Here is a 26837-nt window from a genome sequence, read left to right as displayed (position 1 = left end):
GTTCAAGCTATAGACGAGGAGAAAAAATGGGAAGGATGAGAACATATGTTAGACTTTACTTGGAAAGTTTTTTGCATGACAGGGAACATCGATTCTTATCTTCTGATGAAAGAGATTGAAATGGATCAAGACAAACAACTGCCAAAAGAATTGGAACAAGAGGAACCATCGATTCGCGAGCAGACAAGCTAAGACGTTTTTGAGGGGAATGGACAGCCTTTGATGCGTAAAGCGGAAGGAATCATTCTTCGCGCCACGGACTACGGAGAATCCAATAAAATAATCACACTTTACACAGCTGAATATGGTAAGATCGGACTGATGGCAAGAGGTGCGAAAAAGCCAAGAAACCCATTGGCATCGGTCAGTCATGTGCTTTTTTACGGCCTCTGCCTTTTTAATAAGGGTAGAGGCCTCGGTACGTTCTACCAAGCGGAATCATTAAACGCGTTCACTTCGATTCGTACCGATATCGATAAGATGGGCTATGCGGCGCTAATTGTTGAATTGACGGAACGCCTTTGCGCTGACGGACAACCATCAAGCCAAATCTATCAATTACTTCGCGGTTGTCTGCTCGATATGGAAAGAGGTATTGATCCTGCTTTCCTGGCAGCACTTTTTTCGGTCAAAATGTTACCGATGGCAGGTATTGATCCACGTTTAGACAGGTGTATTCACTGCGGTGGCCGATCAGCACCGTTTTCTTTTTCCGTATCTGGAGGCGGGCTTCTCTGCGCATCCTGTGCAGCGAAAGATCCACATGCGTTGCCTATTAGCCAGACAATCGCACGGCTGCTTCTTCTTTTCAAACAAATACCGCTGGATCGAATCGGCAATGTCGATTTGAAAAAAGAGACGATACACGCGATTGAACAAATTATTAATGCTTGTTATGAACAGAATGCGGGTATTAAATTGCGTGCGAGACGATTTATCGAACAGATGGATCATTTTCGCACGCCAGACAAAAAATAGGTGGCATGTAGACTTTAAATGGCTGAAGCAGAAGTTTAAGATGAATAAACCAATTAAATATTCTGTACAAATGTGCCTTAGCCCATGCGGCAAGTGGACAGCCAAAGCAGATTTGTTGCAAATAAGGATCAGGCGCAGCCTGTTTTCTACAGAGATAAGAAAGAAAGTTTTTCGCACAAAAATGCAGCGAGGTCGCTGGCGCCTTGCGGGAAAAGCGAGCAACCGAAGCGCAATTGTTGAAATAGGACTAGGCTATGCCAAGTTTTTCTCAAGACATCCTGATAGAAAGAGGGGAATGGAATGGAGCTGAATGCAAGACAGGAAAAAATAATTGAAATTGTCAAAGCAGCGGCACCGATTACTGGCGAGCAGATTGCTGAGAAATTGAATGTCACTCGGGCGACGCTCCGGCCGGACTTGGCAATTTTAACGATGGCCGGTTTTTTGGACGCACGGCCTCGAGTGGGTTATTTTTACACGGGGCAGACGCTCGATTCCTTATTCGCAGAACAGATACAAAAAATGAAGGTTCGCGATTACTTATCGTTTCCTGCGGTTATTAAAGAATCCGCATCCGCCTATGAGGCTGTTTGTGATATGTTCTTGGAAGATGTCGGTTCGCTATTTGTTATCGATGAAAAAAATCATTTAGTTGGTGTTGTTTCGCGTAAAGATTTGCTACGAACCGCGATTGGAACCCAGGATATGAATCAAGTGCCGGTTGGCATGATCATGTCGCGTATGCCGATAACTTATTGCCGGAGTGATGATATGGTCATCGAGGTCGCAGAAATGCTAATGGCGCGAGAAATCGATTCGATGCCTGTTGTGCGGGATGCAGCGGATGGACTTGAGGTTGTCGGACGAATGACGAAAACGAATATCACGAAAGCTTTTGTTGAACTTGTTGAAGGGATACCCGATGAATCTTAAAATAGGGCTAAAAGAAAAGAACAGATGGGAGACACTTTTATGGACAATCATTTGATTTATATTGTGTCGGATTCACTTGGTGAAACGGCAGAATCAGTGGTGTGGGCTGCTGCCAGTCAGTTTGGCGAGACGGATACGGAAGTGGAACAGTTTTCGTTTGTTCGGGAGCAGGAAAAAGTGGATGAAATTATCAATTTGGCTGTAAAAAATAAAGCGTTTGTTGTTTTTACACTCGTTATGCCTGAATTAAGTAATTATTTCAAGAAAAAGGCCATTGCTGTTGGTATCCCTCATATTGATTTAATGAGTAAAATGGTTGACGGTCTGAGTCAATTTTTTGCCAAAAAGCCAATGGGAAAACCCGGCTTAACACATTTGCTCGATAAAGATTACTTCAAAAAAATGGAAGCCATTGAGTTTGCCGTTCGCTATGATGACTGCAAGGATCCACGCGGCATAATGTGGGCGGATATTGTGCTACTTGGGGTTTCCCGGACTTCGAAAACGCCTTTATCTCAGTTCCTGGCGGTGAAAAAATACAAGGTAGCCAATGTACCTGTCGTTCCCGAAGTGGATCCGCCTGAAGAACTCTTTCGCATCAATCCAAAGAAGATTATTGGTCTGAAAATCGACACGGATCGATTGGTCTCGATACGAGGGGAGCGATTGGCACAATTGGGATTGAGTGGTGGAGCCAATTACGCAAATCTAAAGCGCGTTGATGGTGAATTATCGTATTTTAATCAGTTGGTTGATCGCGTCGGTTGCCGTGTTATCGATGTCTCGTTTAAAGCGGTTGAGGAAACAGCGAATGAAATCATTAAACTGCTTAACACATGATTGATGTAGATAAATGTCGAAATGTGTTGAAAATGAAGAGAATTTTGATGAAAAGTATTTGCATGCACGAAACCTATTAGTCTATAATAATATTTTGTAAAAGTTTCATTGATGGCTTCGGCTCGTGTGTAATTTTTCATAAGAAAAATTAATTCTACAGAAGGATTTTTGGCCTAGATAGAGAATCCTATATATTGATGAAAAAAAACACGATATATGTCGATGCGGATGCATGTCCTGTAAAGGAAGAAATCATGGAGATCGCGGGCAGATCTGAATTTCGGCTTGTATTTGTCGCTTCCTATGCGAGCTACTCAGCCGATCGCGAGGCAGATTGGGTTTTTGTTGATCAAAAAAAGGAGGAAGCCGATCTTTATATTGTGAATCATGCCATTCCCGGGGATTTCGTGATTACACAAGATATGGGTCTTGCCGGTTTGCTTACCGGACGAGGCGTCTTTGTTCTAACCAATCGAGGCAGCATCATTTATGAACGTGACATATCAGAAATTCTGCATCGGCGCTATTTGTCCTACAAATCCTTGGCAGCAGGAAAAAAATTAAAGGGGCCGAAACCATTCACAGATGAGGAACGGAAAAAATTTTCTGCAGCATTGACAAAATTGTTATGCCATTTGGATCATTAGGATATAAATAAGAAGTAATGTTGGTGGTGCATGACATTTTGCAGGTGCAGCAGCAAAAAATTGAAGAAATTCGAAAATCACTGGATATTGTCGATGTTATTGGTGATTATGTCCAATTGAGTAAGCAGGGAAAGGAATTTGTCGGACTGTGCCCGTTTCACAGTGAAAAGTCGCCATCCTTTTCTGTCAATCCTGAAAAACAGCTTTATCACTGTTTTGGTTGTGGAGCAGGCGGAAATATTTTCACATTTCTTATGGAGATCGAGGGCATGTCTTTTGCCGAAGCGGCTGATCGGCTTGCGGATCGAGCCAAAATTGATTTGGGTCATTTTTCATCTACTGCGTCAGGTCGCTCTGCCCCGTCCGATCAGAACAAGAAACATCTAGCGGCTTTTGAACTGTTAACGAAATTTTACCATTATTTATTGACCACTGCAAAGTATGGCTCAGTTGGCATGGCCTATTTGGAGAAACGCGCATTCAGCCAGGAAATCATTGAACGGTTTCAAATCGGATATGCCGTAAATAGCTGGAATGCTGCTTCTTCGCTTTTGCAAAGGCGTCACGTTGATCTGAGTCAAATGGCGAAGTTGGGATTGGTTGCATCTCGCGGTTTCGATCAAAAATATTTTGACAAATACCGGAACCGAATTATATTTCCTATTTTTAATCTACGTGGTAAGGCCATTGCTTTTGCAGGAAGAACTTTAGGTGATGAAAAACCAAAGTATCTGAATACGCCGGAATCACCGATTTTCCATAAAGGCGATATTCTTTACGGCTATCATCTTGCCCGTCCGGAAATCCGTAAGAGAAATCAGGTTGTTTTACTTGAAGGTTATGTGGACGTCATTCGTGCCCACCAATTCGGGATCACATGGAGTGTTGCTTCAATGGGCACATCCTTGACAGAGAAACAGGCTTCGATACTAAAACGATCGGCGGAAACCATTGTTGTTTGCTATGATTCTGATAGCGCCGGCATTGAAGCGGCTTTTCGAGCGGCAGGCATGCTCTCGGGCGGCAGCAATCTTATACGGATTGCCAGGATGCCTGAGGGATTAGACCCCGATGACTACATGATTAAATTTGGCGGTGAACAGTTTAAAAGTGATGTAATAGGGGCCAGCCAAACCTTAATGTCGTTCAAGATGGATTATTTTCGCAGAAAGAGAAATTTAAGTGATGAAGGAGATCGGCTGCTCTATATCGAAGATGTATTGAGAGAAGTGAGCATGCTCAAGCAGGCCGTTGCGCGCGACCATTATTTACGGCTTCTGGCGGATGAATTTTCGATCTCACTTGATGCGCTTAAAGTACAGGCGAAACAATTGCAGAAACAGCTGCAACGCAAAAGTGAGCGTAAGCAGCAGCGGGAAGCGGTGCAGATCGCACAGAAAAAACAGTTACCTCCTGCATTTGAAATGGCAGAGCGAATGTTGCTCGCACAAATGATGCGAAGCAGAGAGGTCACGGCCCGCGTTCAGGAAGCAATTGGTGGCAATTTCTCAGTAGATGTGCATCAGGCTTTGGCAGCGTTCCTTTATGCGTTTTACGAAGAAGGTCATGAGCCGGATGAGGGTCTGTTTATTCAAGGATTAGAAGATATTTCTCTTCAGAGAATCGCGGCACAGATCAGTCTGATGCCGGTGAGTCCTCAAATTGATGAACAGGAAATTGGGGACTGCGTTTCTCAAGTATTAAAGCATTCAGAGGTTTTGATGATTGAGGAAAAGGAAAGAGAAAGAAAGCAGGCCGAAGAAAGCGGCCGTTTTGAACTCTCGGCCATGCTCTTATCCGAAATTATCGAGATGAAGAAAGCATTAGGTAAATAAGGCAATGAAGAACGTGTTTATTCGGAAGGAGGAGGTCAGATGGCTGGCAAAGCAAGTAAGACAGAGCCAGAATTGACTGTAGATCAGGAAAAAGAACAACTTTTGGAAATCGGCAAAAAACGGGGTTCTCTGACCTATCAGGAAATTTCGGCGCATCTGGCACCATTTGATCAGGAACCCGAACAGATGGATGAGTTCTACGAAATGCTGGCTGACCAAGGCATTGACGTAACGGACGAATCGGAAGGTCCGGATTCCGGCGATAAAGTCAAAGAAGAAGAATTCGATTTGAATGATTTGAGCGTTCCGCCGGGTGTTAAAATTAACGATCCGGTTCGAATGTATTTAAAAGAAATCGGCCGTGTGGATTTGCTTTCCGCAGATGAAGAAATCAATCTGGCCAAGCGCATTAATAATGGTGACGAAGAAGCAAAAAGACGACTGGCTGAAGCGAATCTTCGACTCGTTGTCAGCATTGCCAAACGCTATGTAGGTCGTGGCATGCTCTTTCTTGATCTAATCCAGGAAGGCAATATGGGCTTGATAAAAGCTGTCGAGAAATTCGATTATACAAAAGGCTTTAAATTCAGTACCTATGCGACATGGTGGATTCGTCAGGCAATTACTCGAGCAATCGCCGATCAAGCACGAACCATACGTATACCGGTGCACATGGTTGAGACGATCAATAAACTCATTCGTGTGCAGCGTCAGCAGCTGCAGGATTTAGGGCGTGAACCAACACCAGAAGAAATCGGCAAAGAAATGGAGCTTTCCCCTGAAAAAGTGCGCGAGATTCTGAAAATCGCTCAGGAACCTGTATCCCTAGAAACGCCGATTGGCGAAGAGGACGATTCGCATTTAGGCGATTTTATCGAAGATCAGGATGCCAAAGCACCTTCCGATGCCGCTGCATATGAATTGTTGAAAGAACAGCTTGAAGATGTTCTGGATACTTTGACGGATAGGGAAGAAAACGTATTGCGCCTGCGTTTCGGACTGGACGACGGCAGAACAAGAACTTTGGAAGAAGTAGGCAAGGTTTTCGGTGTGACACGCGAGCGTATTCGGCAGATTGAAGCAAAGGCGCTTCGTAAATTACGTCATCCGAGCAGAAGCAAACAGCTGAAAGATTTCTTAGATTAATCGACAGGACTCGCTCATGACTGGGCGGGTTTTTTTTTACAAGAAAATAGTTGACTTTGTGCGTAAAATCTGGCGCCTACGGGAAAGCAAAACAAGTGAAGTCCCGCGAATTCCGACTTGTCTGAAGTGACACGCGGCTTTTCAGCCAAGTGAGTGACCACGTATTTGCTACAACTCAATTGGCTTTCCAAAAATTTATCTTAAGACGCGTCCGCGCGAGATCATCAACCAAAACTGGCATTGTCAATTCTTTCAACAGGCCGGTTTATCCGGTGCATATTTATATTTTACTGACTTTTCAATCGATTTGCAAATTCACTTTTTTGGGGAAGCCCTTATTCACTACGTCCCAACAGTTCTATTGTACTGAAATTTGTAAGCGATATCAACAAAGGACACATTCGGCTTTCAACGGAATCGAATGTGTCAGACATTTAAGTCTGGCCTTTAATTTGTTATGATTAAATAAAAATTAATCTTTTGAGGGTCAAAAAAATGCAAACGATTCACTTAACCAAGAGATTACAAACCGTACTTTCTTTTATTCCGAAGGGGGCACGTTTAGCAGATATCGGATCCGATCACGCCCATCTGCCTTGTCGTGCGGTCAGCGATAAGCTCGTTCCATCTGCGATTGCTGGTGAGGTGCGGGAAGGCCCTTATACACAATCGATTGAAAATGTACGCGCGTATGGCCTTGAAGCACAAGTCGATGTCCGTCTCGGTAATGGACTGGATGTCCTTCAGCCTGGGGAGGCAAACGCGATAGTACTCGCCGGAATGGGCGGTGAATTGATTACGGATATTTTGACGCGTGGACGAAGCAAACTCGCACACGGGACAATATTGATCCTTCAGCCGAATATTCGCGAATCTCATGTCCGATCATGGCTTCTTACGAATGGCTGGGAAATCGATGATGAAGCGATCGTTGAAGAGGCTCCCCATTTTTATGAAATCATCCGGGCGATTAAGATAGGCGACGCACGTGCGCAAGATTGTGATGAATCCGACTTGTTAATGGGGCCAGTACTGCGGAAGCAAAAGAGTGCGACCTTTCGAAAAAAGTGGTTGAGGCGTAAGAAAAAATTAAATGAAATACTGGCAGCACTCCAACAAACTGCGGATTCAGAGATGATTCGTGAACGAAGCCGGGATTGTCTCCATCAAATCCGCCTGATTGAGTCATCACTTGGATTCAGCGAACAAGTAGAAACAAGGGAGTGAACAGTTGTGAAAGATTGGATAACCGGTCAGCAGCTGATTAACCGTTTTGAAGAAGAATTTGCGCCAAAGAAATTAGCGTTCCCCAAAGATAAAATTGGCCTGCTGATTGGCAGTTTGAGTCAGCCCGTGAAGCGGGTGATGGTCACTCTAGATGTGCTTGAGAATGTCGCTGACGAGGCCATCTCAAAAAAAGTAGATTTGATCGTGGCCCATCATCCGGTTATATTCCACCCGCTTGCGCAGGTACGTGCAGATGAAGGGCAAGGAAAAATTGTGACGAAATGTATTAAAAATGGGATTTCAGTTTACGCGGCGCATACCAATCTAGATATTGCCGATGGCGGTGTCAATGATATGTTAGCAGCAAAGCTCGAGTTGGAAGACGTAACAATCCTGAAGGAGACGTATCGCGAACCACTCTATAAATTAGCGGTATTTGTGCCTGAAAACCATGCGGATAGTGTTCGAGGCGTGCTTGGTGCTGCTGGAGCGGGCACAATTGGTCGCTATAAACAATGCAGTTTTTCCAGCGATGGGGAAGGGGCCTTTCAGCCGCAACAGGGTGCGCATCCTTTTATTGGTGCAGAAGGACGTCTTGAGAAAACGGCGGAAATCAAGATTGAAACAATTGTACCCGAGCATTTGCTGAAATCCGTCATTCGTAAAATGCTCAAGGTGCACCCTTATGAGGAACCAGCGTATGATGTTTATCCGTTGCAGAATGAAGGAAAGGCGTACGGACTCGGCCGTATCGGCCGGCTGCCAGAACCAATCGCATTCAGCGATTATTGCCGAATGGTTAAAGATCGCCTTGGTATCGACGGATTACGGGCGACGGGTGATATGAATGGAAAAGTGCAGACGGTCGCAGTCTCTGGAGGCGATGGTAATAGTTTGATACCGTTTGCCCGCTTTCACGGCGCGGATGTATTGATAACAGGAGATATTTATTACCATACGGCGCACGACGCCTTGCTTTGCGGCTTGAAGTTGATAGATGCCGGTCATCACATTGAATCGGTGATGAAAACCGGTGTTCAACATTTTTTACAATCTGTAATCGCAGAGGAAGGCTGTCGTACAGAAGTCATACAATCCGAAGCACCGACAAATCCTTTTCATTTCATCGTGTAAGCGCTAGGTAGGAGAGCAAACCTGATGGAGTATTAGAAGGCCACGAGATGGAAAGGGTCGATACAAAAAAGGGATGTCTCTGAGCCGAATCCAATCGGCGTTGAGGCATCCCTTTTCGTATTCTTTAGCGATTATACGTCATTTTTACCTTCGGAAGGATATTCTTATTTTTCGCTACTTTGCTTTCAGTGGACCAAGTCTCTGGATCATTTGGATCATATTGATCGAGAAACAGGATGACTTCTTTTGTGAGCTGAGTTGGTGTGGAAGCACCGGCAGTGACGGCGACCCTCTTTACATGCTCAAGCCAGCTAAGCTGCAATTCAGAAAGATCGGCAATCCGATGTGCCGGTGTGTGTGCGATTTCTTCGGATACTTGTGCGAGTCGATTCGAATTGTTGCTGCGCGGGTCGCCAACAACGATCAGCAGGTCGGCTTCTTTAGCCTGCTCCGCAACGGCTTCTTGACGTGTCTGGGTAGCCAGACAGATTTCATTGCAGAACTCTGCTTTCGGATATTTTTGCTTGATATGGGTCATCACATCTTGGACATCCCATTGGCTCATTGTAGTCTGATTGGTTACAATAATTTTTTCGGCATTAAGTTGCAGAAGGTCGACGTCTGCCTCAGTCTCAACCAAATGCACATTGTCGGGTGAAACACCAATTGCGCCTTCTGGTTCGGGGTGTCCTTTTTTTCCAATGTAGATAACATGATAGCCTTGACTGGCTTTCTCTTCAATCAACTGATGCGTTTTGGTTACATCCGGGCAGGTTGCATCAATGGCTGTAAGCCCTTTTTTCTTGGCGATTCGCCAAACCTCAGGGGAAACACCGTGCGCGGTGAAAATAACCGTTCCATGATCAATTTCTTTGAGCAAATCAATTCGCGTCTTGCCTTTGGCATCTAATGTGATGATGCCATCTTCCTTGAAAGCTTCCGTGACATGAAGATTGTGGACAATCATGCCAAGAATATATATCGGACGTGGCAAATCAGGATTCATTGCCGCTTTTCTGGCTATGACAAGTGCGTCAACCACACCATAACAATAACCGCGTGGAGAGACTTTGAAAACTTCCATAAGTGGCACACCTCTATCCCTGTTTGATGGTTTTCTCTGTAATTAAGCATAAATCATTGTTAATTATATAGGAGAGGGGCATATAAAACAATTCAGGTTTATTTGTATCAAATATATAAACGAGGCATGGAAGGCCGGGTCACTGGTGCTGCTTCAGCGTCATGGTGAACGCTCAATTTTTTCTTTTGATTTGCAGGTACGTCTTTTTCTTCAGCCTTCGGCTCTGAAACAACCAATTTTTGCTTGTGTTCGTCACTGTCTGAACGATGCGTACCACTGGTGACTGTTCTTGATGACTTATCAGGAATTTCCGTTTGAGCTACAGCGGAATTATCGCCATTATCCATGTCTTGTTTCTTTTCCTCGTTCAATTCCTCGCCTTTCAAATTCGTTTCATCATCTTTCTTTTTCGTTTCCGCTGTTTCTTGGAAACCCTTCAGGCTATTTAGCAGTGATGGCGCATTTTTAACAAGCGGGCCGAATTGCTGAATCATCGGTAACACCGTTTGCGCGGTTTGAATCGCTTTTTGGGCATTTACCAACATACTCGTAAAATTCAGTCCTGATGAGGCTATGCCGCCGCCAGAAGCTCCTGCTTGCCCAACCAGAGAAGAAAGAACGGAACCCATTCCTCCGCGCGTCTCATTTGTCTGCATAACAGGTAATCGAGCAGGAGGCGTTGGCGGCAGCGCGCTCGGAAATAACGGAGGGTAGCCTGGCCTCCGTTGTCTGGAATAGGCAGAAGGCGTTCTCGGCTGATAATAGGGACGGGGCTGCGGTGTTTCGTGCCAATTGTGCTGCATGAGGAGTCCCTTCTTTCGTGTTATTCGCTGCTACTTAGTTTATGATAAAATAGAGAAACTGTGACAAACGCATAGTTTAGAAAGAACAGCAGCGAAGGAGAGAACGAAATGCTGAAAATCGGATCGCATGTCCATATGTCAGGCGCGAAAATGCTGCTTGGCGCAGCAGAAGAAGCAGTATCCTACGAATCTTCAGTGATGATGATTTATACGGGCGCGCCGCAGAATACCGTTCGCAAACCCATCGATAAATTGAATATTGATGCCGGAAAGGCCTATATGGATGCTCATCAAATTGAGGAAGTCGTGGTTCACGCACCCTATATCATCAACCTGGCGAATACAGTGAAACCTGAAACGTTCGCGCTTGCCGTTGATTTTCTACGCAAGGAAATGGATCGCGCGCAGGCGATCGGCGCTAGGCAAATTGTCTTGCACCCTGGAAGTCATGTCGGCGCAGGGATGGATCAGGGATTGGCGAAGATCATCGAGGGTCTCAATGAAGTGCTTGATGAATCAGACACGGTACAAATCGCTCTTGAGACAATGGCGGGAAAAGGGAGCGAATGTGGCTATCAATTCGAACAATTAGCTGCCATTATTGATGGTGTTAAAAGAAACGATAAGCTCTCTATTTGCTTCGATACGTGTCATACAAATGATGCTGGTTACGATATTGTTCATGACTTTGATGGTGTTATGGATAACTTTGACCATATCATTGGTCTTGATCGACTGAAAGTCCTACACATTAACGACAGCAAAAACGCTCAAGGAGCGCGAAAGGATCGCCATGCCAATATTGGTTGCGGGACAATTGGCTTTGACGCTTTAAATGCTATCGTTCATTATCCGTCGTTTGAAACCGTGCCAAAAATTCTTGAAACGCCATATGTCGGTGAGGACAAGAAAAATAAGAAGCCACCCTATAAATTTGAGATTGCCATGTTCCGCGAGCAGACAGACAACCCCAATCTGCTCGAAGACATCATGCATCAATCATAAAAAAAAACCGGCAAAGAGGTCGCAAATGGCTTCTATGCCGGTTTTAATTATGTTTCATTCTGATGCGGATGAACCTTTTGGAAAAGCGGGCATGAAAAAATCGATCATCCTCTATCAATAAACGAAACATGCACATCAATTACTGAAACTTATCAATAATATCTTTGAAGCGCTGAAATAAAGCATGGGCTGTTTCTGCGCCTACTTCACTGCTGAGTATCGCGATCATCTCGTTTTGCCCTTCGGGATGAAACAGGTCAATATTTTTTCCATGCACCTGTTCGGCAAGCCGTTCCGCTTGCTCAAGTTGCAAGGGAAGATTTAATTGTTTGGCCTGTTCATAGAGTTCGGCGGCAGTCACTTGATTCACTCGCTGATTGACAATCTGCTGAATAAAGGGATTCAAGATTGCTTCACACTCCGTTTTCGATCAAAATCCATACGAGAATTATTGTATGAGGGGATTGTTAAAAAAGAACTTTTCACTCTGAAATAGACAGAAAATAAACTTAAGTCGGAATTTGTCTAACGAAAGTCAAGTGTTCTGTCTATATCAATCATTAACTTTACAGTATAATAGAAATTGTTCTTAGTTTGGACGATTATTGGCGTATTCGACGTATTTTACCAGGCGAAAATGAAAGAGGAGTGATTGCCATAATATATCATGACACATTTCTATCCGAAATTAATGAGGACATTTTCGAGAATAAATTGTCACTGGAGATGCGTTTCACAATGACACCCAAGGGCATTATTTTGAACAGCAACAGGAATGGGGATGTCATGGTTAAACGTTATGGAAAGTCCTTCTTGAATTTTTTCTTGGGATCATCCGTCAATGATGCTGCTGAATTTCTAGAAAAAATTGTCGCGTGCAGTGATGTTCGTACGATCGTATTGCGTGATCGGCTAGATACCTCGGGGGCAGGTATGCTTTTCAACGGCCTGTATAAAAAAGGAAAGGTTCATATGGTCGGCTACCACCCGCGTTTTTTGTCGCGAATAACGGCAGAAGTTGTCCATGAACTGAGAAACCCGCTGACTGTGATTAAGGGCTTTGTTCAATTGTCAACGCTTACTCAGGAATTTGATAAATATCACACTGCTATTGTATCTGAAATTGATCGAATGTATGCAATTTTGGAAAATTTTTTATCTTATGCGAATGAGAAAGCGCAGATGAAGAGCCTGCTCCCTGATAGGCTCGCTCACGAATTGATCGCCTATCTCAGTTCGGAATGCGCGCTAAATGCAATTGACTTTGATTATGATATTGCTTATTCTGCCCATACGTGCCGTGTAGATATTGATAAAATGAAACAAGTTATTATTAATTTGCTGCGAAATGCCTTAGAAGCACTCGAAAATCAAAATGGAAACAAAAAGAAAATCTTTCTTCGCGGTACCGTTGAAGACGGTAGCTATCGCTTTTCACTGACAGACAGCGGTTGCGGCATTGACACAGAAGTGCTGAAACATTTAGGCGACTTGTTTTACACAACGAAAGCAAAAGGGACAGGAATTGGTCTATCTGTATGTAAAAAAATCATTTCGGATCACAATGGCTCATTTTGTCTGAGCAGCATTCCTGGACAAGGCACAACAGTGAGCTTTACGCTTCCGTTTGAGACGAAGCGCTGACGCTTTTGTGACAATTTCCATAATGTGCATTATTGAAATGCAATCACTTGAGTCAAACTATAAGCGATCCTAAAAAGAAAGCGAGGGGTCGCTGTGGTTGACAAGGATCATTTTGAAGATGACTCATTATATGACAAGCAACAAGCTTTTCATAATGAGGAATACGCAAGGGAATTGAGCGCCGATCAATATAATCGGGAGGCACGGGGAAGGGTCATTGATCATGACTATCCGCAACGTTCTGAAAACAGGGAAAGAGCGCACGGTAAAGGAATTGGTTGGCTAGCACTTGTTCTCTCTGTTGCGGCGTTGTTTTTTCTCCCAATTGTTTTGGGAATTGCCGGTATCATTATCGGCTTCCTTGCGCTAAGACAAGGGGCCCGGACACTGGGGGGATGGGCGATAGGCATCGGTCTTGTTGCCATGCTCATTCAATTATTGTCTCCACTTTTCGTGTAGCAAGCGAAGGAAAGACGTCTGTCAAAAGACGTCTTTCCTTTTGCGTAAAGCGTAAATCTGCGAGGAATTCGAGGCAATCCCCAGATAAACTAGCTTGAGAAGGTTCCCATCCTGCCCGTGGCAAACGAACGGCCGAAGCGTAATTTTTAAAAAAAAGGACTTGGCTCGTTCGAATTTAAAAAGAGCACGAAGCATAACTGTCGTTAATTATCAGTGACATATGTTACAATCAAATGGAAAAGATAAATAAGGGAGCATATGTCTCATGGAAACCATAGACGCAATTCAAACAAGGCGTTCAATCCGCAAAGTGCTGGACAAAGAACCGGATCGTGCACTTATTGAGAAAATTCTCGATGCTGCTCGAAAAGCACCAAATCATATGAACACGGAACCGTGGCGTTTTACTGTTCTAACAGGTGAAGGACGAAATCGACTCGGCAACGTACTCGGCAGACTGAATCAACAAAAGTTAAAAGACGCCAGCGAAACAATGCTGAATGACGTGTTAGCCAGCGGCATTGCAAAAGCGAAGCGCGCACCGGTTGTTATCGTTGTTACGGTAGAGCCGTCGGATAATCCGAAAGCGTTCGAAATTGAAGAAATAGCAGCAACGGCAGCTGCTGTGGAAAATATGCTGCTGGCAGCACATAGCCTCGGACTCGGTGCTATGTGGCGAACTGGCGCACCAACCTATACAGCGGAAATGAAAAGTGAATTTGGTGAATCGGACCGGTCGCTGATTTTAGGATTTATTTATATCGGCTATCCTGATCCCAATCAAAAAACAACCATACCTGACCGCAAAACTGTAGATCAGATTACGACTTGGGTAAACGAATAATTAGAAAAACTCTTGGGCGCCCAAAATCTCTGAACGATGGCGAAAGCTTAGTCTTTCTGCTTCATTCCTTTTAAATCTTATACAATCTAAAGATACAAAAAACGGACAAGTGCCAAGCTCTTGTCCGTTTTTTGTATCTTTCCTTTCAGTTCTCTACTTTTTGCTTTTCCTCGTTTACTTTATACTCAGCAACGATTTTGTCGATCTCGATTTTCAGCTCCTCGACCATGCGATCTTCAGGAACTTTTCGAATGACTTCACCGTGTTTGAATAGCAGACCTTCGCCACGACCGCCTGCAATGCCAATATCCGCTTCCCGTGCCTCACCGGGTCCATTGACGGCGCAGCCGAGTACAGAGACCTTAATCGGAACATTGATTTTAGAAATGTATTGTTCCACTTCATTTGCAATTTTTATCAGGTTAATCTGGATCCGGCCACATGTCGGACAGGAAATCAGGGTTGCTGCATTCGCGAGGCCGAATGTTTTCAGCAATTCGCGGCAGACCTTGATCTCTTCAACTGGATCGGCAGAAAGGGAGATACGGATCGTATTGCCGATCCCCTCATGAAGCAAAATACCCAATCCAGCAGCACTTTTAACACTCCCTGAAAACAGGGTTCCAGATTCGGTGATCCCAAGATGGAGCGGATAATCGAATGCCGCGGCTGCTTTTTCGTAAGCTTCAACAGCAAGATTAATATTTGACGCTTTCAGAGAAACGATAATATCGTGAAAATCCAAATCCTCAAGAATCTTAATATGGTGGAGGGCACTTTCGACCATGCCATCCGCGGTCGGGTAACCATATTTATCTAGAATATGTTTCTCCAATGATCCTGCGTTGACACCGATTCGAATGGGCACATGTTTCTCTTTTGCGGCTTTAACCACTGCCTCAACATTTTCACGCTTGCCGATATTGCCGGGATTAATGCGGATTTTATCCGCACCGCCTTCGATCGCCTTCAGGGCTAATTTATAATTGAAATGGATATCGACGACAAGCGGAATCGAAATTCTTTTCTTAATTTCTGGAATCGCCAGAGCGTCCTCCATTGTTGGACAAGCGACGCGAACCATTTGACAGCCAGCTTCTTCAAGTCGTTTGATTTGGGCCACAGTTTCCGCAACATCACGGGTCTTTGTGGTTGTCATACTCTGTATAATGACTTGGTTGGATCCACCGATGGTCAGATTGCCAACCCTAACTTTTCTTGTTTTTGTACGGTGCGTAATTCCAGACACGAACCATTCGCTCCTTTTTCCGATCGATCTGCATGCTCTATAAGACATTCAAACATCCCAAGTATACCATGAACGAGCGAAAGATGTTGCATGGAGTACTCTTGAGATTGAGATGAATCACGCGAAATTACTTTCCCTCTGACTTGTAATAGAGGGGAAAAGCATAGTCCTTGCCAATCTCTAGGTGATTCGGATCCGCAGAAGGGTTAAGCAGAGCGAAATCTTTAAGCAGTTGCTCGATTGAGGGCTCGTCCTTATTAAGCCGTTCACTGATTGAAAGCAAGGTGTCACCAGGATTGACCTTGATCCGTTTGTGGGGAATGGCTGCATGTTCAGTCCCAGTAACTTGAATCGATGCTTGGTTGGTTGCTGATGCGGGCAGTGATCCTGAATTCAGATCGGAATAGGTTGTCCAGCAGGCAACGATTGCAATCGCGATAAAAAAGTGCTTTTTCCTCATTATAGATTACATCTCCTGAATGGAATACTAGGATAATTTAAACGGTATAGGTATATGTGCAAAAAAAAGCATCGAATAGATGAAATGTCCCCGCTTTCATCTATATGCACGCCAAAGGTAATTTATTCCGATTATTTATAATTATTTTTTAGAGGGAAACTTCCAAGATGCTACTGCGTATGGTTTAATTAAAGTGTTGCGAATTTTATCACATTCATTGACCATTGGGAGGCGACTGACCTGATGTCTTTTTTATCCTATCCCGCGGGCGGTTTTGTGGTTGTTCTGCTTGCCTCTTGTCTGCTTTTTGCTGAGTTGCTTTTCAAAGCAAAGGGACTCTCAGGTCTGATGGGCTGCGGCTTATTTATCCTTTATTTTAATTATTTTCTAACCGATCAGGCATCTCCTTGGATTGTTGGGTTACTCATCGGTGGTTTGCTTTTAATTATCATTGACGGCAAATTGTTCACAACGGGTATTATTGGCGTGATCGGATTTGTGCTGATGATACTTGGCTGCGCATTGCCAGCGCCATCATTGCTCTATGGCATGCTCGTCGGCATCGCTTTTGTTATCGGAACGTTGGGATCACTTTTCTTTCGCCGTTTTCTACCCAAAAGAGAATATCTCGAAAAACTAACTTTGCACGAGCAATTGACAAGCGAGAAGGGGTATAATTCAATTAATTCGGATTATCAACGATTGGTTGGTAAAACAGGATTCACGGTCACACCATTTCATCCTGTAGGCACGGTTAAAATTGACGGGCACAATTACAGTGCTGTGACTGATGGCTTGTTTTTGGACAGTAAATGCCCGGTACGCGTTGTATCAGTGGACGGAACACGGATTGTTATTGATAAGGAAGAGCAAAAAGCCGAGTAACGGCCTTTTGCTGTGGCAAGCGAGCAGCCGAAACAAAATGGCTTATAAATAAGGATAGCCTAATATTAAAAATCTAACCCAGGGAAAAAATGACAACGAAGACGATACACAAAGAAAAGTAAATGTAAAAAGTTTAAAAAAACTATTGCCCAAATTTTACAGTTATGATATATTATTTCTTGTCGTTAAGACAGTAAGACAGCTTGAAAAAAGTGGTTGACAAGCTTCATCAAGTTGTGATAAATTAATTCTTGTTCTGAATTATTCCACAGTAGCTCAGCGGCAGAGCAATCGGCTGTTAACCGATCGGTCGTAGGTTCGAACCCTACCTGTGGAGCCATGGCGGTGTAGCTCAGCTGGCTAGAGCGTACGGTTCATACCCGTAAGGTCGAGGGTTCGATCCCCCCCGCCGCTATTTTTTTGTTCTTATATAACCCAATGGCGGTTATGGTGAAGTGGTTAACACACCGGATTGTGGTTCCGGCATGCGTGGGTTCGATCCCCACTAACCGCCCGTTGGACCCTTAGCTCAGTTGGTTAGAGCAGACGGCCCATAACCGTCCGGTCGTAGGTTCGAGTCCTACAGGGTCCACCATTTAATGGAGGAATACCCAAGTTTGGCTGAAGGGATCGGTCTTGAAAACCGACAGGGGCTTCACGGCTCGCGGGGGTTCGAATCCCTCTTCCTCCGCTGGTATACATAAGCAATACCTATAACTAAGCACCCGGGAGTCGCTCAATGAAGCACTTCCGGGTGTTTTCTTATCTTTTCTTAAGTCATTCCGTTTGAAACGTGAGTGTAAAAAGCTTTTTGACAGGAACTTTGGGCAACTGTAAAATAAATAAGGCAACTCGATTCATGAATAAATTCGGATAACAACCTGCTTAAAGTTCCGGCAGATACGAATAAATACAAGGTGAATACTTGTCTGCCATCATCAGGGAGGAATGCAGTTGGGCAAAGAACCAGTGAAAAATAAAGCAGCGAAGACTAATCTTCCATTACGGCTGAATATACTTTTTCTTGTTGTTTTTCTCGCTTTTGCCGGCTTAATCATGCGGCTAGGCTACGTGCAGATCGTAAACGGAGCGCATTACAAAAAAGTCATGCGTGCCAATAATTATCAAACAGCCAGTATTGATTCGGCGCGTGGGAAAATTGTTGACGTCAACGGCACCACGCTTGCGGATAATAATGCGGAACTCGCGGTTGTTTATATTCGCAACGCGAGTCTTGACGGTGCGAAGAACTTAAAAATTGCCCGTCAACTCGCTGATTTGATAACAATGGACAAACAGTCCTTGGGTCAAATTTCAAATCGTGATGAACGAGAATACTATGTGCTTAGTCATTTTAAGACGTTGACTGCAGCCTATAACAATTTTTTGACGAAAAAAGAACAAACAAATTTGCAAAACAAGCAGGCAGCTGAATACAAGCTGCTGCTTAGTCGCGTGCCGGACAGTGCGCTTCACGCATTTTCAAGAAATGATAAGCAGATTATGGCAATCATGCATCAATTCAATCAGGCATCCAATCTGAATCCACACATCATCAAGCGTGGACTCCACGTCAACGACAAAGAATATGTCGATGTTGTTGATCATTTGAACGAGTTTAATGGCGCGATACAGACTGCGGATGTGTCTTCACGCAAATATATTAAGAATAAGCCATTTTATGTTGGCAAAGTCGGTGAGATCCCTGCTGATGAGATTAATAATTACTTAGCAAAAGGTTATAGCCGCAATGCGCTTGTTGGAACAAGCAATGTTGAAGATGTCTACGAATCTTATCTGCGCGGGGTACCGATGAAATTGCTTTACCAGACTAAGAAGGGTATTCCTGTCGGCAATCCCAGAGTCAAAGATGGCCAACGTGGTGATGATATTCAGCTGACAATTGACGAAAGACTTCAGCAACAGGTTGATAAAATATTGGAAGCCAATATTCTCTCTGCTCGGTCGATGGCCGGAAATGGACAGAATAACAGTGCTTATGCTGTTGTCATGAATCCCAAGACAGGAGCGATTCTGGCCATTGGCGGCAAAATTTATCAAAATGGTAAGTTTATTGACGCGGCGAGTGAAGCGGTCAATTCACAGTTTGCGATGGGATCTGCGGTCAAAGGTGCAACCGAATTGACAGGCTACCGCTATCATGCGATGCCTGCACAGTTCCGTGATATGCGAATTAAATTGCCGACAGGTTCTGGACAAAAAGCTAAATATTTCCAATCCTGGGAAGTTGGCGGTTTGGGGAGTCTGACTCCTGAACAGGCGCTTCAGTTCTCTTCGAACGTCTTTATGGCGAAAATTGTTTCTAATATGGCTGGTATTACCTTGACTCCTGCTGGTGGGGAATATATTGGCTCCTTTCCTTCGCCAAATAGTCCGCGCTTTATCAAGGCGATTCATGAGATGAGAAACGGTTATGCGCAGGTGGGTCTCGGCGTGAAAACCGGAATCGATCTTCCAAGCGAAGGAACAGGCTATAACGGCGGGATGCCAACGAATTCCGGTCTGATTCAGCAATTTGCCATCGGGCAGTTTGACACGTACACACCGCTTGAGATGGCGCAGTATATGTCAACAATCGCGAACGGTGGTTATCGGGTTCAGGCACATCTGCTTCAGTCGATTCATGCGCCGAGCAACAATCCGGAAACGCTCGGGCGAACAATTTATACGCAAAAAACACATATCCTGAATACGGTGGAGAATACGCAGCAAGAAATTAAACGGGTTCAAAAAGGATTATACTTAGTGACTCATGGTTCGAACAGATTATCAACGGGTTATGATTTGGGCCATGGCAGCAATGTGAAATACAAAATCGCTGCTAAAACAGGCACGGCGCAGATTGATCCGAATAACTTGAATCTCTATAACGAAACGCTGATTTCTTACGCGCCTTACGATAATCCACAGATTGTTGTTGTTGACATTGTCCCACGGGTTGAAACAGGGCATCAAAACCATCAGATTGCTCTTAGTATTTATCAGGCGTATGACAAGCTTTATCATTACACAAGCAAGAATTGATTTATCAAGTAGAAAAGGATGCCTCGTTTTGAGGCATCCTTTTCTACATTTTTTTGTGAAAAAAAGTGGGCAAAAAACGGTTCAGTCTATTATGTACGAAATGCGCTTCGCACGCTTTTCTTTCCTTTCCAATAAATTCAAGCAAAAAAAAATCGGAAGGCGTATTGCCTCCCGATTCTTTAATTACTGTGATTCTTGGTGATGACTTGTGCTAATTTCTGAATATCCATATCGCTCGATACCTTGAATGTGCCAAGCTGGACGTATTTTTCTAAATGATTCTTGTGTAAATAGGAATCAAATTTTGTTTTTTGACTACCTTTCAATATTTTCGCGCTAACCAATTCGCTGGATATATCGCCAGGAGTCATGCCGCTTTTAATATGTAAGTGGTAGGTCGTCGTTTTTGTTGCCGGTTTCGATTTTTTTTCTGCTTTTGCATTCTGAGTCTTTGAAGCAGGCTGCTTGGACAGCTTGTTCTGCGCCTGCCATTGATTATACGCATCAATATCAATAGCCTTACGATGATGGCTGGTCAGATACTGGGTGACAGCAGCCTCAGTTAGCGGTTTTTGATGGACAACCTTTTTAGCTGGTTGTTCGGAGCCATTGAAGATCAGAAAGTAGAAGAAAGCGAAAACGGCAGTGGCAACCAAAATTCCAGCAGCGAATCCGCGTAGTCCGTTTTTCGTCAAATTCATCTCACCCTTTAAATTTATCCCGGTCTCCGATCATCATTTCCTCTTCGAGAACACGGATTTTTTTCTTCACTTTATACAATTCTTGCATCATCGTTATGGAGTTTTCTTCCAATTGGCTCTCGATCTGTTTGATACTGTCCTGTTTTGTATAAGACAGGATCAGCGCAACTAGCCCGACGATGATTAGAATTAATATGACAAGACCCATCATTTTTTCCCCCCTAATTATCACGATTTGCCATGACACATTAATCGTCTCATTTTGTGCAGGGAGGTTTCCGGGAAAGCATGATTCTTGCGCAAAAACAGCCTGCACAAATCATTTATAACATAACTTTTCTGCTTGCGGAAGAATTATGTAGAAAAAGAAAGAAGTTTGTAATCAAACTAACAATTTCTTCCTCATCATTCTTCTTGGATGATCATCAAAAGGGGTTGAAGCATGTGCACATATTTGTTAATATAAAGTGTATGTTTAACTGACTGTTTGGAAATTAATGCATTGGAGGGATAATGATGCGCGTAAAAGTTATTCTTGAAAATACGGAAACTGGCGATCGTGACTATATTACGACAAAGAACAAGCAAAAGAATCCGGAACGTCTTGAATTAAAGAAGTACAGCCCGAAACTGAGAAGGTACGTCACATACCGCGAAACAAAATAAGTCTTTGCACTTATGTGCTTCGATTGTGGCAATATAAAGAAAGATAAAGTTGGGGAATGACTGAATCAAGCATTCCTCAGCTTTATTTTTTTTTCTTAAGCGATAAGAAAGCATAAAGTTTCTCGCACAAAAATGCAGTGACGTGCGTTGGCGCCTTGCGGGAAAAACGAGCCAGGAGAGACCCCGCAAATTCTCGCTTGTCTGAGGTTTGCGGTCCGCAAGCGGCAAACGAGCGACCGAAGCAAAATTAGTGCAGAATAAGGGCTGGAAGGGTTTCGCTCGCCTGCTTGATGCATTAAAAAAACATTGCTACTTGAAAAGGGGATGAGTGGATGCGCGAACAAAAAGCCGAATTACGTCAGAATATGCTGCACTATTTGCGCACAATTGAAGAGACGCAATTCAAGAAGAAATGCGCGCAGATCAGCGCACGATTAATCATGGATCCGCTTTGGCAAAGCGCGCGAGTTGTTGCGGTAACGATTTCGATGGCACGCGAGGTTGAAACACGGTCGCTGATTGAATCAGCATGGGCATCAGGGAAAAAAGTTGCGGTGCCTCAATGTGAACCGAAAACAAAAACGTTAATGTTCTGTCCGATTGATTCATTCAGCAGCCTGAAGCCCGGGCATCTAGGATTGATGGAGCCGGATGTTTCGAAAACCGGGCGGATTGATCCAGCTGATTTAGAACTTGTGATTGTCCCCGGTGTTGTTTTTGATCGAAGGGGATTTAGAATTGGTTACGGCGGCGGATATTATGATCGTTTGCTGTCTATTTATCAAGGGCCAACCCTGTCTTTACTGTTATCCGATCAGTTCATCGACCAGATACCAGCAGAGGCGCATGACAAGAAAGTGCAGGTGCTTTTGACCGAAAAAGACAGAATTGATACGGGAGGATTTGCGGGGCATGCGTATGGAAACAAAGGTGAACGTGCAGACTAAGGAACATTAAACAGGGCTTAGTCAAGTCCTGTGAACAAGGGCGAATCCTGAGTTTTTCTTATACTTAATTCATCTTTAACGGATAAAGAAAGGAAGTGGCGCAGTTGCGTCGGATTAGTCAATGGCCTTTATTGATTTTTATGATGCTTCTTGTCTATCTCTTTAGACGTCGTTGGGCACTTTTGGAGATCGCGTTGATGCTGATTGGCGGAAAATGGCTCATCGAGCGAATGGATAGACTTGATGCCGAGATCGATGAATAGCCAGTAATTATTCAAAAAAGCTGCTTCAATAGAACAATACGGCCACCTGCCGATTCAGTTAGGACCAGCATATGGTCCTTTCCGATTAAAAGAAGGGGCAGCGAACTACCGATGACTGGTTCATACTGATTCTCACCCATTTGAAAGCCACTTAAAATTATTTTATAAATGCCCTCCCATAATTGTCCGGTGATCCGACTTGCAGTATCCGGCCTGGAAGGAAAGAGTGTTTTTGGTGCTGTACTCGCGAGATCTGCCAAACTTATTATTTTATATGCCTCGGGTTGAAAGCCATATTGTTTGGCTGCACGCATGAGAAGCTCCTTTTGTTGGCGATTATAGGTTGTCACTATCTTTCGCTCTATTTGTTTTTCCGCTTCAGTTCGACCTTGTTGAAAGCCCGCTCGTCTTCCATTTAAAGATGCGACGAACAGTTGTGCATAAGAACTAACTTCTTTGCCGCTTATCGTCTCCCCTCGGTGCACCTCAGCCTGATGAACGGTCACACTTTGATAGTACCCAAAATTAGCGTGTACGCTTCTTCGGTCTGCAATTCTGTTTGTGTCTTTTTTCCATTGATTGTTGATTTCGATCAGTCTGTTGTTTTTGTAGAGTAAGGAAAAATTTTGCATCAAATAGGCGGTTTGATATAAGGAGCTGTGAATAAACCAATCAAGGCTTGTTCCGCCATCTGTTAATTGTAAAGTTGTCCCGTAATCTTTAAACACGATGGGTTCGTTTTCCGGGAAATAAGTGATTGCCGGATGATCACCGGTCAGATGGTATGACACGAGAAGAACAGAGAAAAGAAAAAAGAAAAGGATTATTGAAGATACAGCTTGTCGCTGTTTCATCGTATTCTGCCCCCAAAACAGACTTGTCTCTCAAAGGTATGCCAATAGGATGATTTTCATTATTTTTTTTAGATGAATTCGCCTTTTTTTATTGGCAAATCATTTTTTTTAGGTGAAAATAGAGACAGAGTGAAGTAGAAAGCAGGCGATGGATGATGGGAGATAAAATTAACATCGGTGTCGATTTAGGTGGGACAACAATAAAAATGGCAATTATCGATGATACCGGTAAAATGCTTGATAAATGGGCAATTGCGACCAATACCATAGATAATGGCAGCCACATTGCGGCAGACATCAGCGCAAGTGTTTTAAAGAAAATTGAGCAGATCAATTTGAATCACGCGGACATTCGTGGAATTGGAATGGGTGCACCAGGTTTTATTGATATGGACACTGGATTCGTTTATCAGGCGGTTAATATTGGCTGGGAAAATTATCCATTGAAAGAAGCGCTTGAACAGGCGATTGGGCTTCCGGTTATCATTGAGAATGACGCGAATATGGCAGCTTTAGGCGAAATGTGGCTGGGCGCTGGTCAAGGGGCGAAGAATCTGATCTGCGTGACGCTTGGTACAGGTGTTGGCGGCGGGATCATTGTTGATGGCGACATTATTCACGGTGTGAGTGGCATGGCTGGGGAAATTGGCCACATCACCGTTGTGCCGAAGGATGGCGATCCATGCAATTGTGGCAAAAAGGGTTGTCTTGAAACGGTTTCATCAGCGACCGGGATCCGCAGAATGGCTCTTGATGCTCTGGATTATAATGATTCAGAAAGCACTTTAAGAGAGATATTTGATCGGAAAGGTGATATTACTGCGGAGGATGTCTTTAATTGTTCCGCGCAAAAAGATCCGCTTTCGGAGGCAGTGACTGAAAAAGCGGCCTATTATCTTGGCTATGCGCTTGGTGCTATCTCCATGGTAATCAATCCAGAGATGATTGTAATTGGTGGCGGTGTCTCTCATGCGGGTGATACGTTGCTTAAACCACTGACAAAATACTTCCAGCTTTATTCATTACCTCGGATTTATCAGGCATGTACCATTGATATTGCGAAACTAGGCAACGATGCTGGTGTGATTGGCGGTGCCTGGCTAGCGAAAACAAAAATCAAGAACGGCTAACTCTTTGCTACTCGCATTTGGAGGGATCGCGCGTCACGGCGATCCCTTTTTCACAAGATAAAAAAATTCGTGCGAAAAGTGCAGCGAAGGCGCTCTGGCGCCTTGCGGGAAAAGCGAGCCAAGTGAGATCCCGCAGACTTTTGCCTGTTTGAGGAGACGCGCGGCGCCCGCGGCAAGCGAGAGCCGGAGCGCAATGGTTAAAAAAAGACTTGGCTAAACCAAGTTAATGGCACATAGAAAGGCGGGATTTTTTTGAAATGGCTGGTTCGTCGGGTCGGTCCATTACATGAAAACTGTTATCTGATTTGGGAGGAACAGACGCATCAAGCATTGATTATTGATCCAGGTGAGGCATTCGAAGTCATTCAGCGAGCAGTGAATGAACAAGCAATAACACCGATTGCATTGTTATTGACGCACGCGCATTTTGATCACATCGGTGCTTTGGAGAAATCAAGAAACCATTGGAACATCCCTGTCTATCTGCATGAGCGGGAAGCTGACTGGCTCAGTAATCCGAAAAAGAATGGATCATCCTTCTTTTCGTTTGTCGCGGATATCAAAGCCCATCCAGCGGATAAACTGCTGTCTGCGCCACAAACACTCACGCTTGGTCCGTTTCACATTCACGTCTTTGAAACGCCTGGTCATTCGCCTGGCGGTGTTTCCTATTATTTTGCAGATGAAAAAGTTGTTTTCAGCGGCGATACACTTTTTAAGGGAAACATTGGTCGATCAGACAGCTACGGTGGTGACACAGAGGTGCTGCTCGATAGTATTGAGAAAAATTTAATGACCCTTGATCGTGAGACGATTGTCTGTCCTGGCCATGGTCAGATGACGACCATTGGCGAGGAAGCAGAAAATAACCCATATATAGTAGGCGGGTAAACCAGCACCGAATGTCCCTTGTTGTCATATGCTGAAAGATGTGCAGACAGAAGGGGCGTGAAGCAGTGAATCAGCGATACATTGACTTTCTGGCTAAATTATCAATAGACAATGCCCACCCAGGCGGTCACGATTTAACGGAAAAAGTGATTGCCGCGTCACATTTGGAGCCAGGAGAACGTGTACTGGATGTTGGTTGCGGAACGGGTGCCACAGCATGTTATTTAGCCGAGAACACAAGCACACAAGTCACAGGCCTTGATTTCCATCCGAAGATGGTGAAGCAGGCATCCGAGCGAGCGAAAAATGCCAAAGCGAGTTTTACTGTGCTGCAGGGCTCTGCTGAGAAAATTCCTTTTGAGATGGAATCGTTTGATTGGGTCATCTCTGAATCGGTAACGGCATTTACTCAAATCGCTCAATCGATACCCGAATATTACCGAGTCTTACGTACAGGTGGAAAATTAATCGCGATTGAGATGACCATAGAGCATGTGCTTCCAGAAGAGGACGCTCGATTTATCTGCGATTTATATGGGGTTTCAGGTCTCTATACAGAACAGGACTGGTTGACTCTTTTGAAAAAAGCCGGTTTTTCAACCGTAGAAGCCTTTACGGATAAAGAATTTGAGACAGAAGCAGTCGCGCCAGTCGGCCCTGCCTTTCAAATAGATGGTGCGTTGGATCGGGACGCGATTGATATTTGGTTGGCACATCTGATGACGATGCAGACATACCAAGATGTGCTCTCTTACCGAATTTATCGAGCGATTAAGTAATCAGCTTAGCTTGTGAACGTATTGTCAAAAAAAGCTGGGACTGCTTTCCCCAGCTTTTTCTCTGCGCGCCATAACGGGCGCTCGTACGTGGCCGGAGCGATGGTCGATTAATGGCTTCGTTTTTTAATTTTTTTCTTGATTTGTGCGGCATAGCTTTCAATTGCATCAGGAATTTGACCGAAAAGCTGCGCGCGTATTGGCGGGCGATCTTCTTTATGTTCCAGTCTGGCTTTCTTCCGTTCTTCACGCGGTGTCTCGAGATAGCGGACAAATTGTTCGGTCAAATACCTGACATAGTCCTCTGATTTCATCTTCGAACCGCCTTTCACTTTTATTTCATTCATTTCCAGATTGCTCGTAAACCATACATCGCATCTTCTATTTTGGT

General features: G+C 44.2%; 31 protein-coding genes and 5 tRNA genes. 27 read left to right on the top strand and 9 right to left on the bottom strand.

From position 1 onward, the window contains the following. Positions 1-45: 45 nt before the first annotated feature. From JOC27_RS03800 to JOC27_RS03755, 10 genes are all read left to right on the top strand, one after another. The gene (locus tag JOC27_RS03800; RefSeq protein WP_205005680.1) at positions 46-192 is read left to right on the top strand and encodes a YqzL family protein; all 147 of its coding nucleotides are present in this window, start codon (positions 46-48) and stop codon (positions 190-192) included. Positions 193-222: 30 nt separating this feature from the next. Next, entirely contained in the window at positions 223-978 is a 756-nt protein-coding gene (recO, locus tag JOC27_RS03795; RefSeq protein ID WP_205005799.1) for a DNA repair protein RecO, read from the top strand. Positions 979-1018: 40 nt separating this feature from the next. Further along, on the top strand, positions 1019-1288 hold the full coding sequence (locus tag JOC27_RS03790; RefSeq protein WP_205005679.1) for a hypothetical protein: 270 nt from the start codon (positions 1019-1021) through the stop codon (positions 1286-1288). Continuing rightward, positions 1279-1911: a transcriptional regulator CcpN gene (ccpN, locus tag JOC27_RS03785; protein WP_205005678.1), complete on the top strand. Its 633-nt coding sequence runs from the start codon at positions 1279-1281 to the stop codon at positions 1909-1911. Before JOC27_RS03790 ends, ccpN begins: the two co-directional genes overlap by 10 nt. Before the next feature lie 39 nt (positions 1912-1950). Continuing rightward, the gene (locus JOC27_RS03780; protein WP_205005677.1) at positions 1951-2751 is read left to right on the top strand and encodes a pyruvate, water dikinase regulatory protein; all 801 of its coding nucleotides are present in this window, start codon (positions 1951-1953) and stop codon (positions 2749-2751) included. Positions 2752-2948: 197 nt separating this feature from the next. Beyond that, positions 2949-3398 (top strand): YaiI/YqxD family protein, encoded by a 450-nt coding sequence (locus JOC27_RS03775; RefSeq protein ID WP_239529628.1) that lies wholly within the window; start codon positions 2949-2951, stop codon positions 3396-3398. A gap of 26 nt (positions 3399-3424) precedes the next feature. Beyond that, positions 3425-5233: a DNA primase gene (gene dnaG, locus JOC27_RS03770; RefSeq protein ID WP_415641016.1), complete on the top strand. Its 1809-nt coding sequence runs from the start codon at positions 3425-3427 to the stop codon at positions 5231-5233. A gap of 39 nt (positions 5234-5272) precedes the next feature. Next, the gene (gene rpoD, locus JOC27_RS03765) at positions 5273-6379 is read left to right on the top strand and encodes an RNA polymerase sigma factor RpoD (protein WP_205005674.1); all 1107 of its coding nucleotides are present in this window, start codon (positions 5273-5275) and stop codon (positions 6377-6379) included. Between the two features lie 495 nt (positions 6380-6874). Then, complete coding sequence (locus JOC27_RS03760; protein ID WP_205005673.1) at positions 6875-7606, top strand: tRNA (adenine(22)-N(1))-methyltransferase; 732 nt, start codon at positions 6875-6877, stop codon at positions 7604-7606. 6 nt (positions 7607-7612) lie between these two features. After that, a complete protein-coding gene (locus JOC27_RS03755; RefSeq protein ID WP_205005672.1) occupies positions 7613-8740 on the top strand; it encodes a Nif3-like dinuclear metal center hexameric protein in 1128 nt (375 codons plus the stop codon). 124 nt (positions 8741-8864) lie between these two features. Here JOC27_RS03755 and JOC27_RS03750 read toward each other — a convergent pair whose 3' ends face one another. Together JOC27_RS03750 and vrrA are read right to left on the bottom strand one after the other, a co-directional pair. Continuing rightward, the gene (locus tag JOC27_RS03750) at positions 8865-9824 is read right to left on the bottom strand and encodes a 4-hydroxy-3-methylbut-2-enyl diphosphate reductase (RefSeq protein ID WP_205005671.1); all 960 of its coding nucleotides are present in this window, start codon (positions 9822-9824) and stop codon (positions 8865-8867) included. A gap of 107 nt (positions 9825-9931) precedes the next feature. Beyond that, a complete protein-coding gene (gene vrrA, locus JOC27_RS03745; protein WP_205005670.1) occupies positions 9932-10627 on the bottom strand; it encodes a VrrA/YqfQ family protein in 696 nt (231 codons plus the stop codon). A gap of 108 nt (positions 10628-10735) precedes the next feature. On the opposite strand from vrrA, the gene JOC27_RS03740 reads away from it, so the two are divergent. After that, a complete protein-coding gene (locus JOC27_RS03740) occupies positions 10736-11632 on the top strand; it encodes a deoxyribonuclease IV (RefSeq protein ID WP_205005669.1) in 897 nt (298 codons plus the stop codon). A 139-nt stretch (positions 11633-11771) separates the two neighbouring features. Here the strand turns inward: JOC27_RS03740 and JOC27_RS03735 are convergent, their stop codons facing one another. Further along, on the bottom strand, positions 11772-12038 hold the full coding sequence (locus JOC27_RS03735) for a DUF2624 family protein (RefSeq protein WP_205005668.1): 267 nt from the start codon (positions 12036-12038) through the stop codon (positions 11772-11774). A 242-nt stretch (positions 12039-12280) separates the two neighbouring features. Between JOC27_RS03735 and JOC27_RS03730 the strand changes: the two genes are divergently transcribed. From JOC27_RS03730 to JOC27_RS03720, 3 genes are all read left to right on the top strand, one after another. Then, on the top strand, positions 12281-13276 hold the full coding sequence (locus JOC27_RS03730; protein ID WP_205005667.1) for an ATP-binding protein: 996 nt from the start codon (positions 12281-12283) through the stop codon (positions 13274-13276). Positions 13277-13369: 93 nt separating this feature from the next. After that, entirely contained in the window at positions 13370-13735 is a 366-nt protein-coding gene (locus JOC27_RS03725) for a DUF4190 domain-containing protein (RefSeq protein ID WP_205005666.1), read from the top strand. Between the two features lie 265 nt (positions 13736-14000). Then, entirely contained in the window at positions 14001-14579 is a 579-nt protein-coding gene (locus JOC27_RS03720; RefSeq protein WP_205005665.1) for a nitroreductase family protein, read from the top strand. A gap of 145 nt (positions 14580-14724) precedes the next feature. Here the strand turns inward: JOC27_RS03720 and ispG are convergent, their stop codons facing one another. Together ispG and JOC27_RS03710 are read right to left on the bottom strand one after the other, a co-directional pair. After that, a complete protein-coding gene (gene ispG / locus JOC27_RS03715; protein ID WP_338062765.1) occupies positions 14725-15828 on the bottom strand; it encodes a flavodoxin-dependent (E)-4-hydroxy-3-methylbut-2-enyl-diphosphate synthase in 1104 nt (367 codons plus the stop codon). Between the two features lie 127 nt (positions 15829-15955). Beyond that, positions 15956-16288, bottom strand: a complete 333-nt coding sequence (locus JOC27_RS03710; protein ID WP_205005664.1) for a LysM peptidoglycan-binding domain-containing protein — start codon at positions 16286-16288, stop codon at positions 15956-15958. Between the two features lie 243 nt (positions 16289-16531). Here JOC27_RS03710 and JOC27_RS03705 point away from each other — a divergent pair, with 243 nt between their 5' ends. From JOC27_RS03705 to JOC27_RS03675, 7 genes are all read left to right on the top strand, one after another. Then, a complete protein-coding gene (locus JOC27_RS03705; protein WP_205005663.1) occupies positions 16532-17173 on the top strand; it encodes an NfeD family protein in 642 nt (213 codons plus the stop codon). A 265-nt stretch (positions 17174-17438) separates the two neighbouring features. Next, positions 17439-17513: transfer RNA gene (locus JOC27_RS03700), tRNA-Asn, on the top strand. A 1-nt stretch (position 17514) separates the two neighbouring features. Next, positions 17515-17588: transfer RNA gene (locus JOC27_RS03695), tRNA-Met, on the top strand. A gap of 26 nt (positions 17589-17614) precedes the next feature. Continuing rightward, positions 17615-17687: transfer RNA gene (locus tag JOC27_RS03690), tRNA-His, on the top strand. Between the two features lie 4 nt (positions 17688-17691). Beyond that, positions 17692-17768, top strand: a tRNA-Ile gene (locus JOC27_RS03685). A 6-nt stretch (positions 17769-17774) separates the two neighbouring features. Continuing rightward, positions 17775-17864, top strand: a tRNA-Ser gene (locus JOC27_RS03680). Between the two features lie 263 nt (positions 17865-18127). Continuing rightward, positions 18128-20218: a peptidoglycan D,D-transpeptidase FtsI family protein gene (locus JOC27_RS03675; protein ID WP_239529556.1), complete on the top strand. Its 2091-nt coding sequence runs from the start codon at positions 18128-18130 to the stop codon at positions 20216-20218. A 179-nt stretch (positions 20219-20397) separates the two neighbouring features. On the opposite strand, the gene JOC27_RS03670 is transcribed toward JOC27_RS03675, so the two are convergent. Both JOC27_RS03670 and JOC27_RS03665 read right to left on the bottom strand, forming a co-directional pair. After that, positions 20398-20913: a hypothetical protein gene (locus JOC27_RS03670; protein WP_205005661.1), complete on the bottom strand. Its 516-nt coding sequence runs from the start codon at positions 20911-20913 to the stop codon at positions 20398-20400. Between the two features lie 7 nt (positions 20914-20920). Next, positions 20921-21127, bottom strand: a complete 207-nt coding sequence (locus tag JOC27_RS03665) for a hypothetical protein (RefSeq protein ID WP_205005660.1) — start codon at positions 21125-21127, stop codon at positions 20921-20923. 308 nt (positions 21128-21435) lie between these two features. Here JOC27_RS03665 and rpmG point away from each other — a divergent pair, with 308 nt between their 5' ends. The 3 genes from rpmG (at position 21436) to JOC27_RS03650 (ending at position 22795) form a co-directional block, all read left to right on the top strand. Then, on the top strand, positions 21436-21585 hold the full coding sequence (gene rpmG / locus JOC27_RS03660) for a 50S ribosomal protein L33 (RefSeq protein WP_205005659.1): 150 nt from the start codon (positions 21436-21438) through the stop codon (positions 21583-21585). Positions 21586-21917: 332 nt separating this feature from the next. Beyond that, complete coding sequence (locus tag JOC27_RS03655; protein ID WP_205005658.1) at positions 21918-22532, top strand: 5-formyltetrahydrofolate cyclo-ligase; 615 nt, start codon at positions 21918-21920, stop codon at positions 22530-22532. 104 nt (positions 22533-22636) lie between these two features. Then, positions 22637-22795, top strand: coding sequence for a hypothetical protein (locus tag JOC27_RS03650; RefSeq protein WP_205005657.1), 159 nt, complete (start codon positions 22637-22639; stop codon positions 22793-22795). 11 nt (positions 22796-22806) lie between these two features. Here the strand turns inward: JOC27_RS03650 and JOC27_RS03645 are convergent, their stop codons facing one another. Continuing rightward, a complete protein-coding gene (locus tag JOC27_RS03645; protein ID WP_205005656.1) occupies positions 22807-23649 on the bottom strand; it encodes a hypothetical protein in 843 nt (280 codons plus the stop codon). Positions 23650-23804: 155 nt separating this feature from the next. Between JOC27_RS03645 and JOC27_RS03640 the strand changes: the two genes are divergently transcribed. The 3 genes from JOC27_RS03640 to JOC27_RS03630 all read left to right on the top strand — a co-directional run bounded on the left by JOC27_RS03640 (position 23805) and on the right by JOC27_RS03630 (position 26449). After that, entirely contained in the window at positions 23805-24779 is a 975-nt protein-coding gene (locus tag JOC27_RS03640; protein ID WP_205005655.1) for an ROK family glucokinase, read from the top strand. Between the two features lie 252 nt (positions 24780-25031). Beyond that, positions 25032-25670: an MBL fold metallo-hydrolase gene (locus JOC27_RS03635; RefSeq protein ID WP_205005654.1), complete on the top strand. Its 639-nt coding sequence runs from the start codon at positions 25032-25034 to the stop codon at positions 25668-25670. Between the two features lie 65 nt (positions 25671-25735). Continuing rightward, positions 25736-26449: a methyltransferase domain-containing protein gene (locus JOC27_RS03630; RefSeq protein ID WP_205005653.1), complete on the top strand. Its 714-nt coding sequence runs from the start codon at positions 25736-25738 to the stop codon at positions 26447-26449. Between the two features lie 107 nt (positions 26450-26556). Here the strand turns inward: JOC27_RS03630 and JOC27_RS03625 are convergent, their stop codons facing one another. Next, a complete protein-coding gene (locus JOC27_RS03625; protein ID WP_205005797.1) occupies positions 26557-26760 on the bottom strand; it encodes a YqzE family protein in 204 nt (67 codons plus the stop codon). Positions 26761-26837 lie beyond the last annotated feature (77 nt).

The sequence above is a fragment of the Sporolactobacillus spathodeae genome (assembly GCF_016908935.1).
GTDB lineage: Bacteria > Bacillota > Bacilli > Bacillales > Sporolactobacillaceae > Sporolactobacillus > Sporolactobacillus spathodeae.
This window is presented reverse-complemented; position numbering and strand designations above follow the sequence as displayed.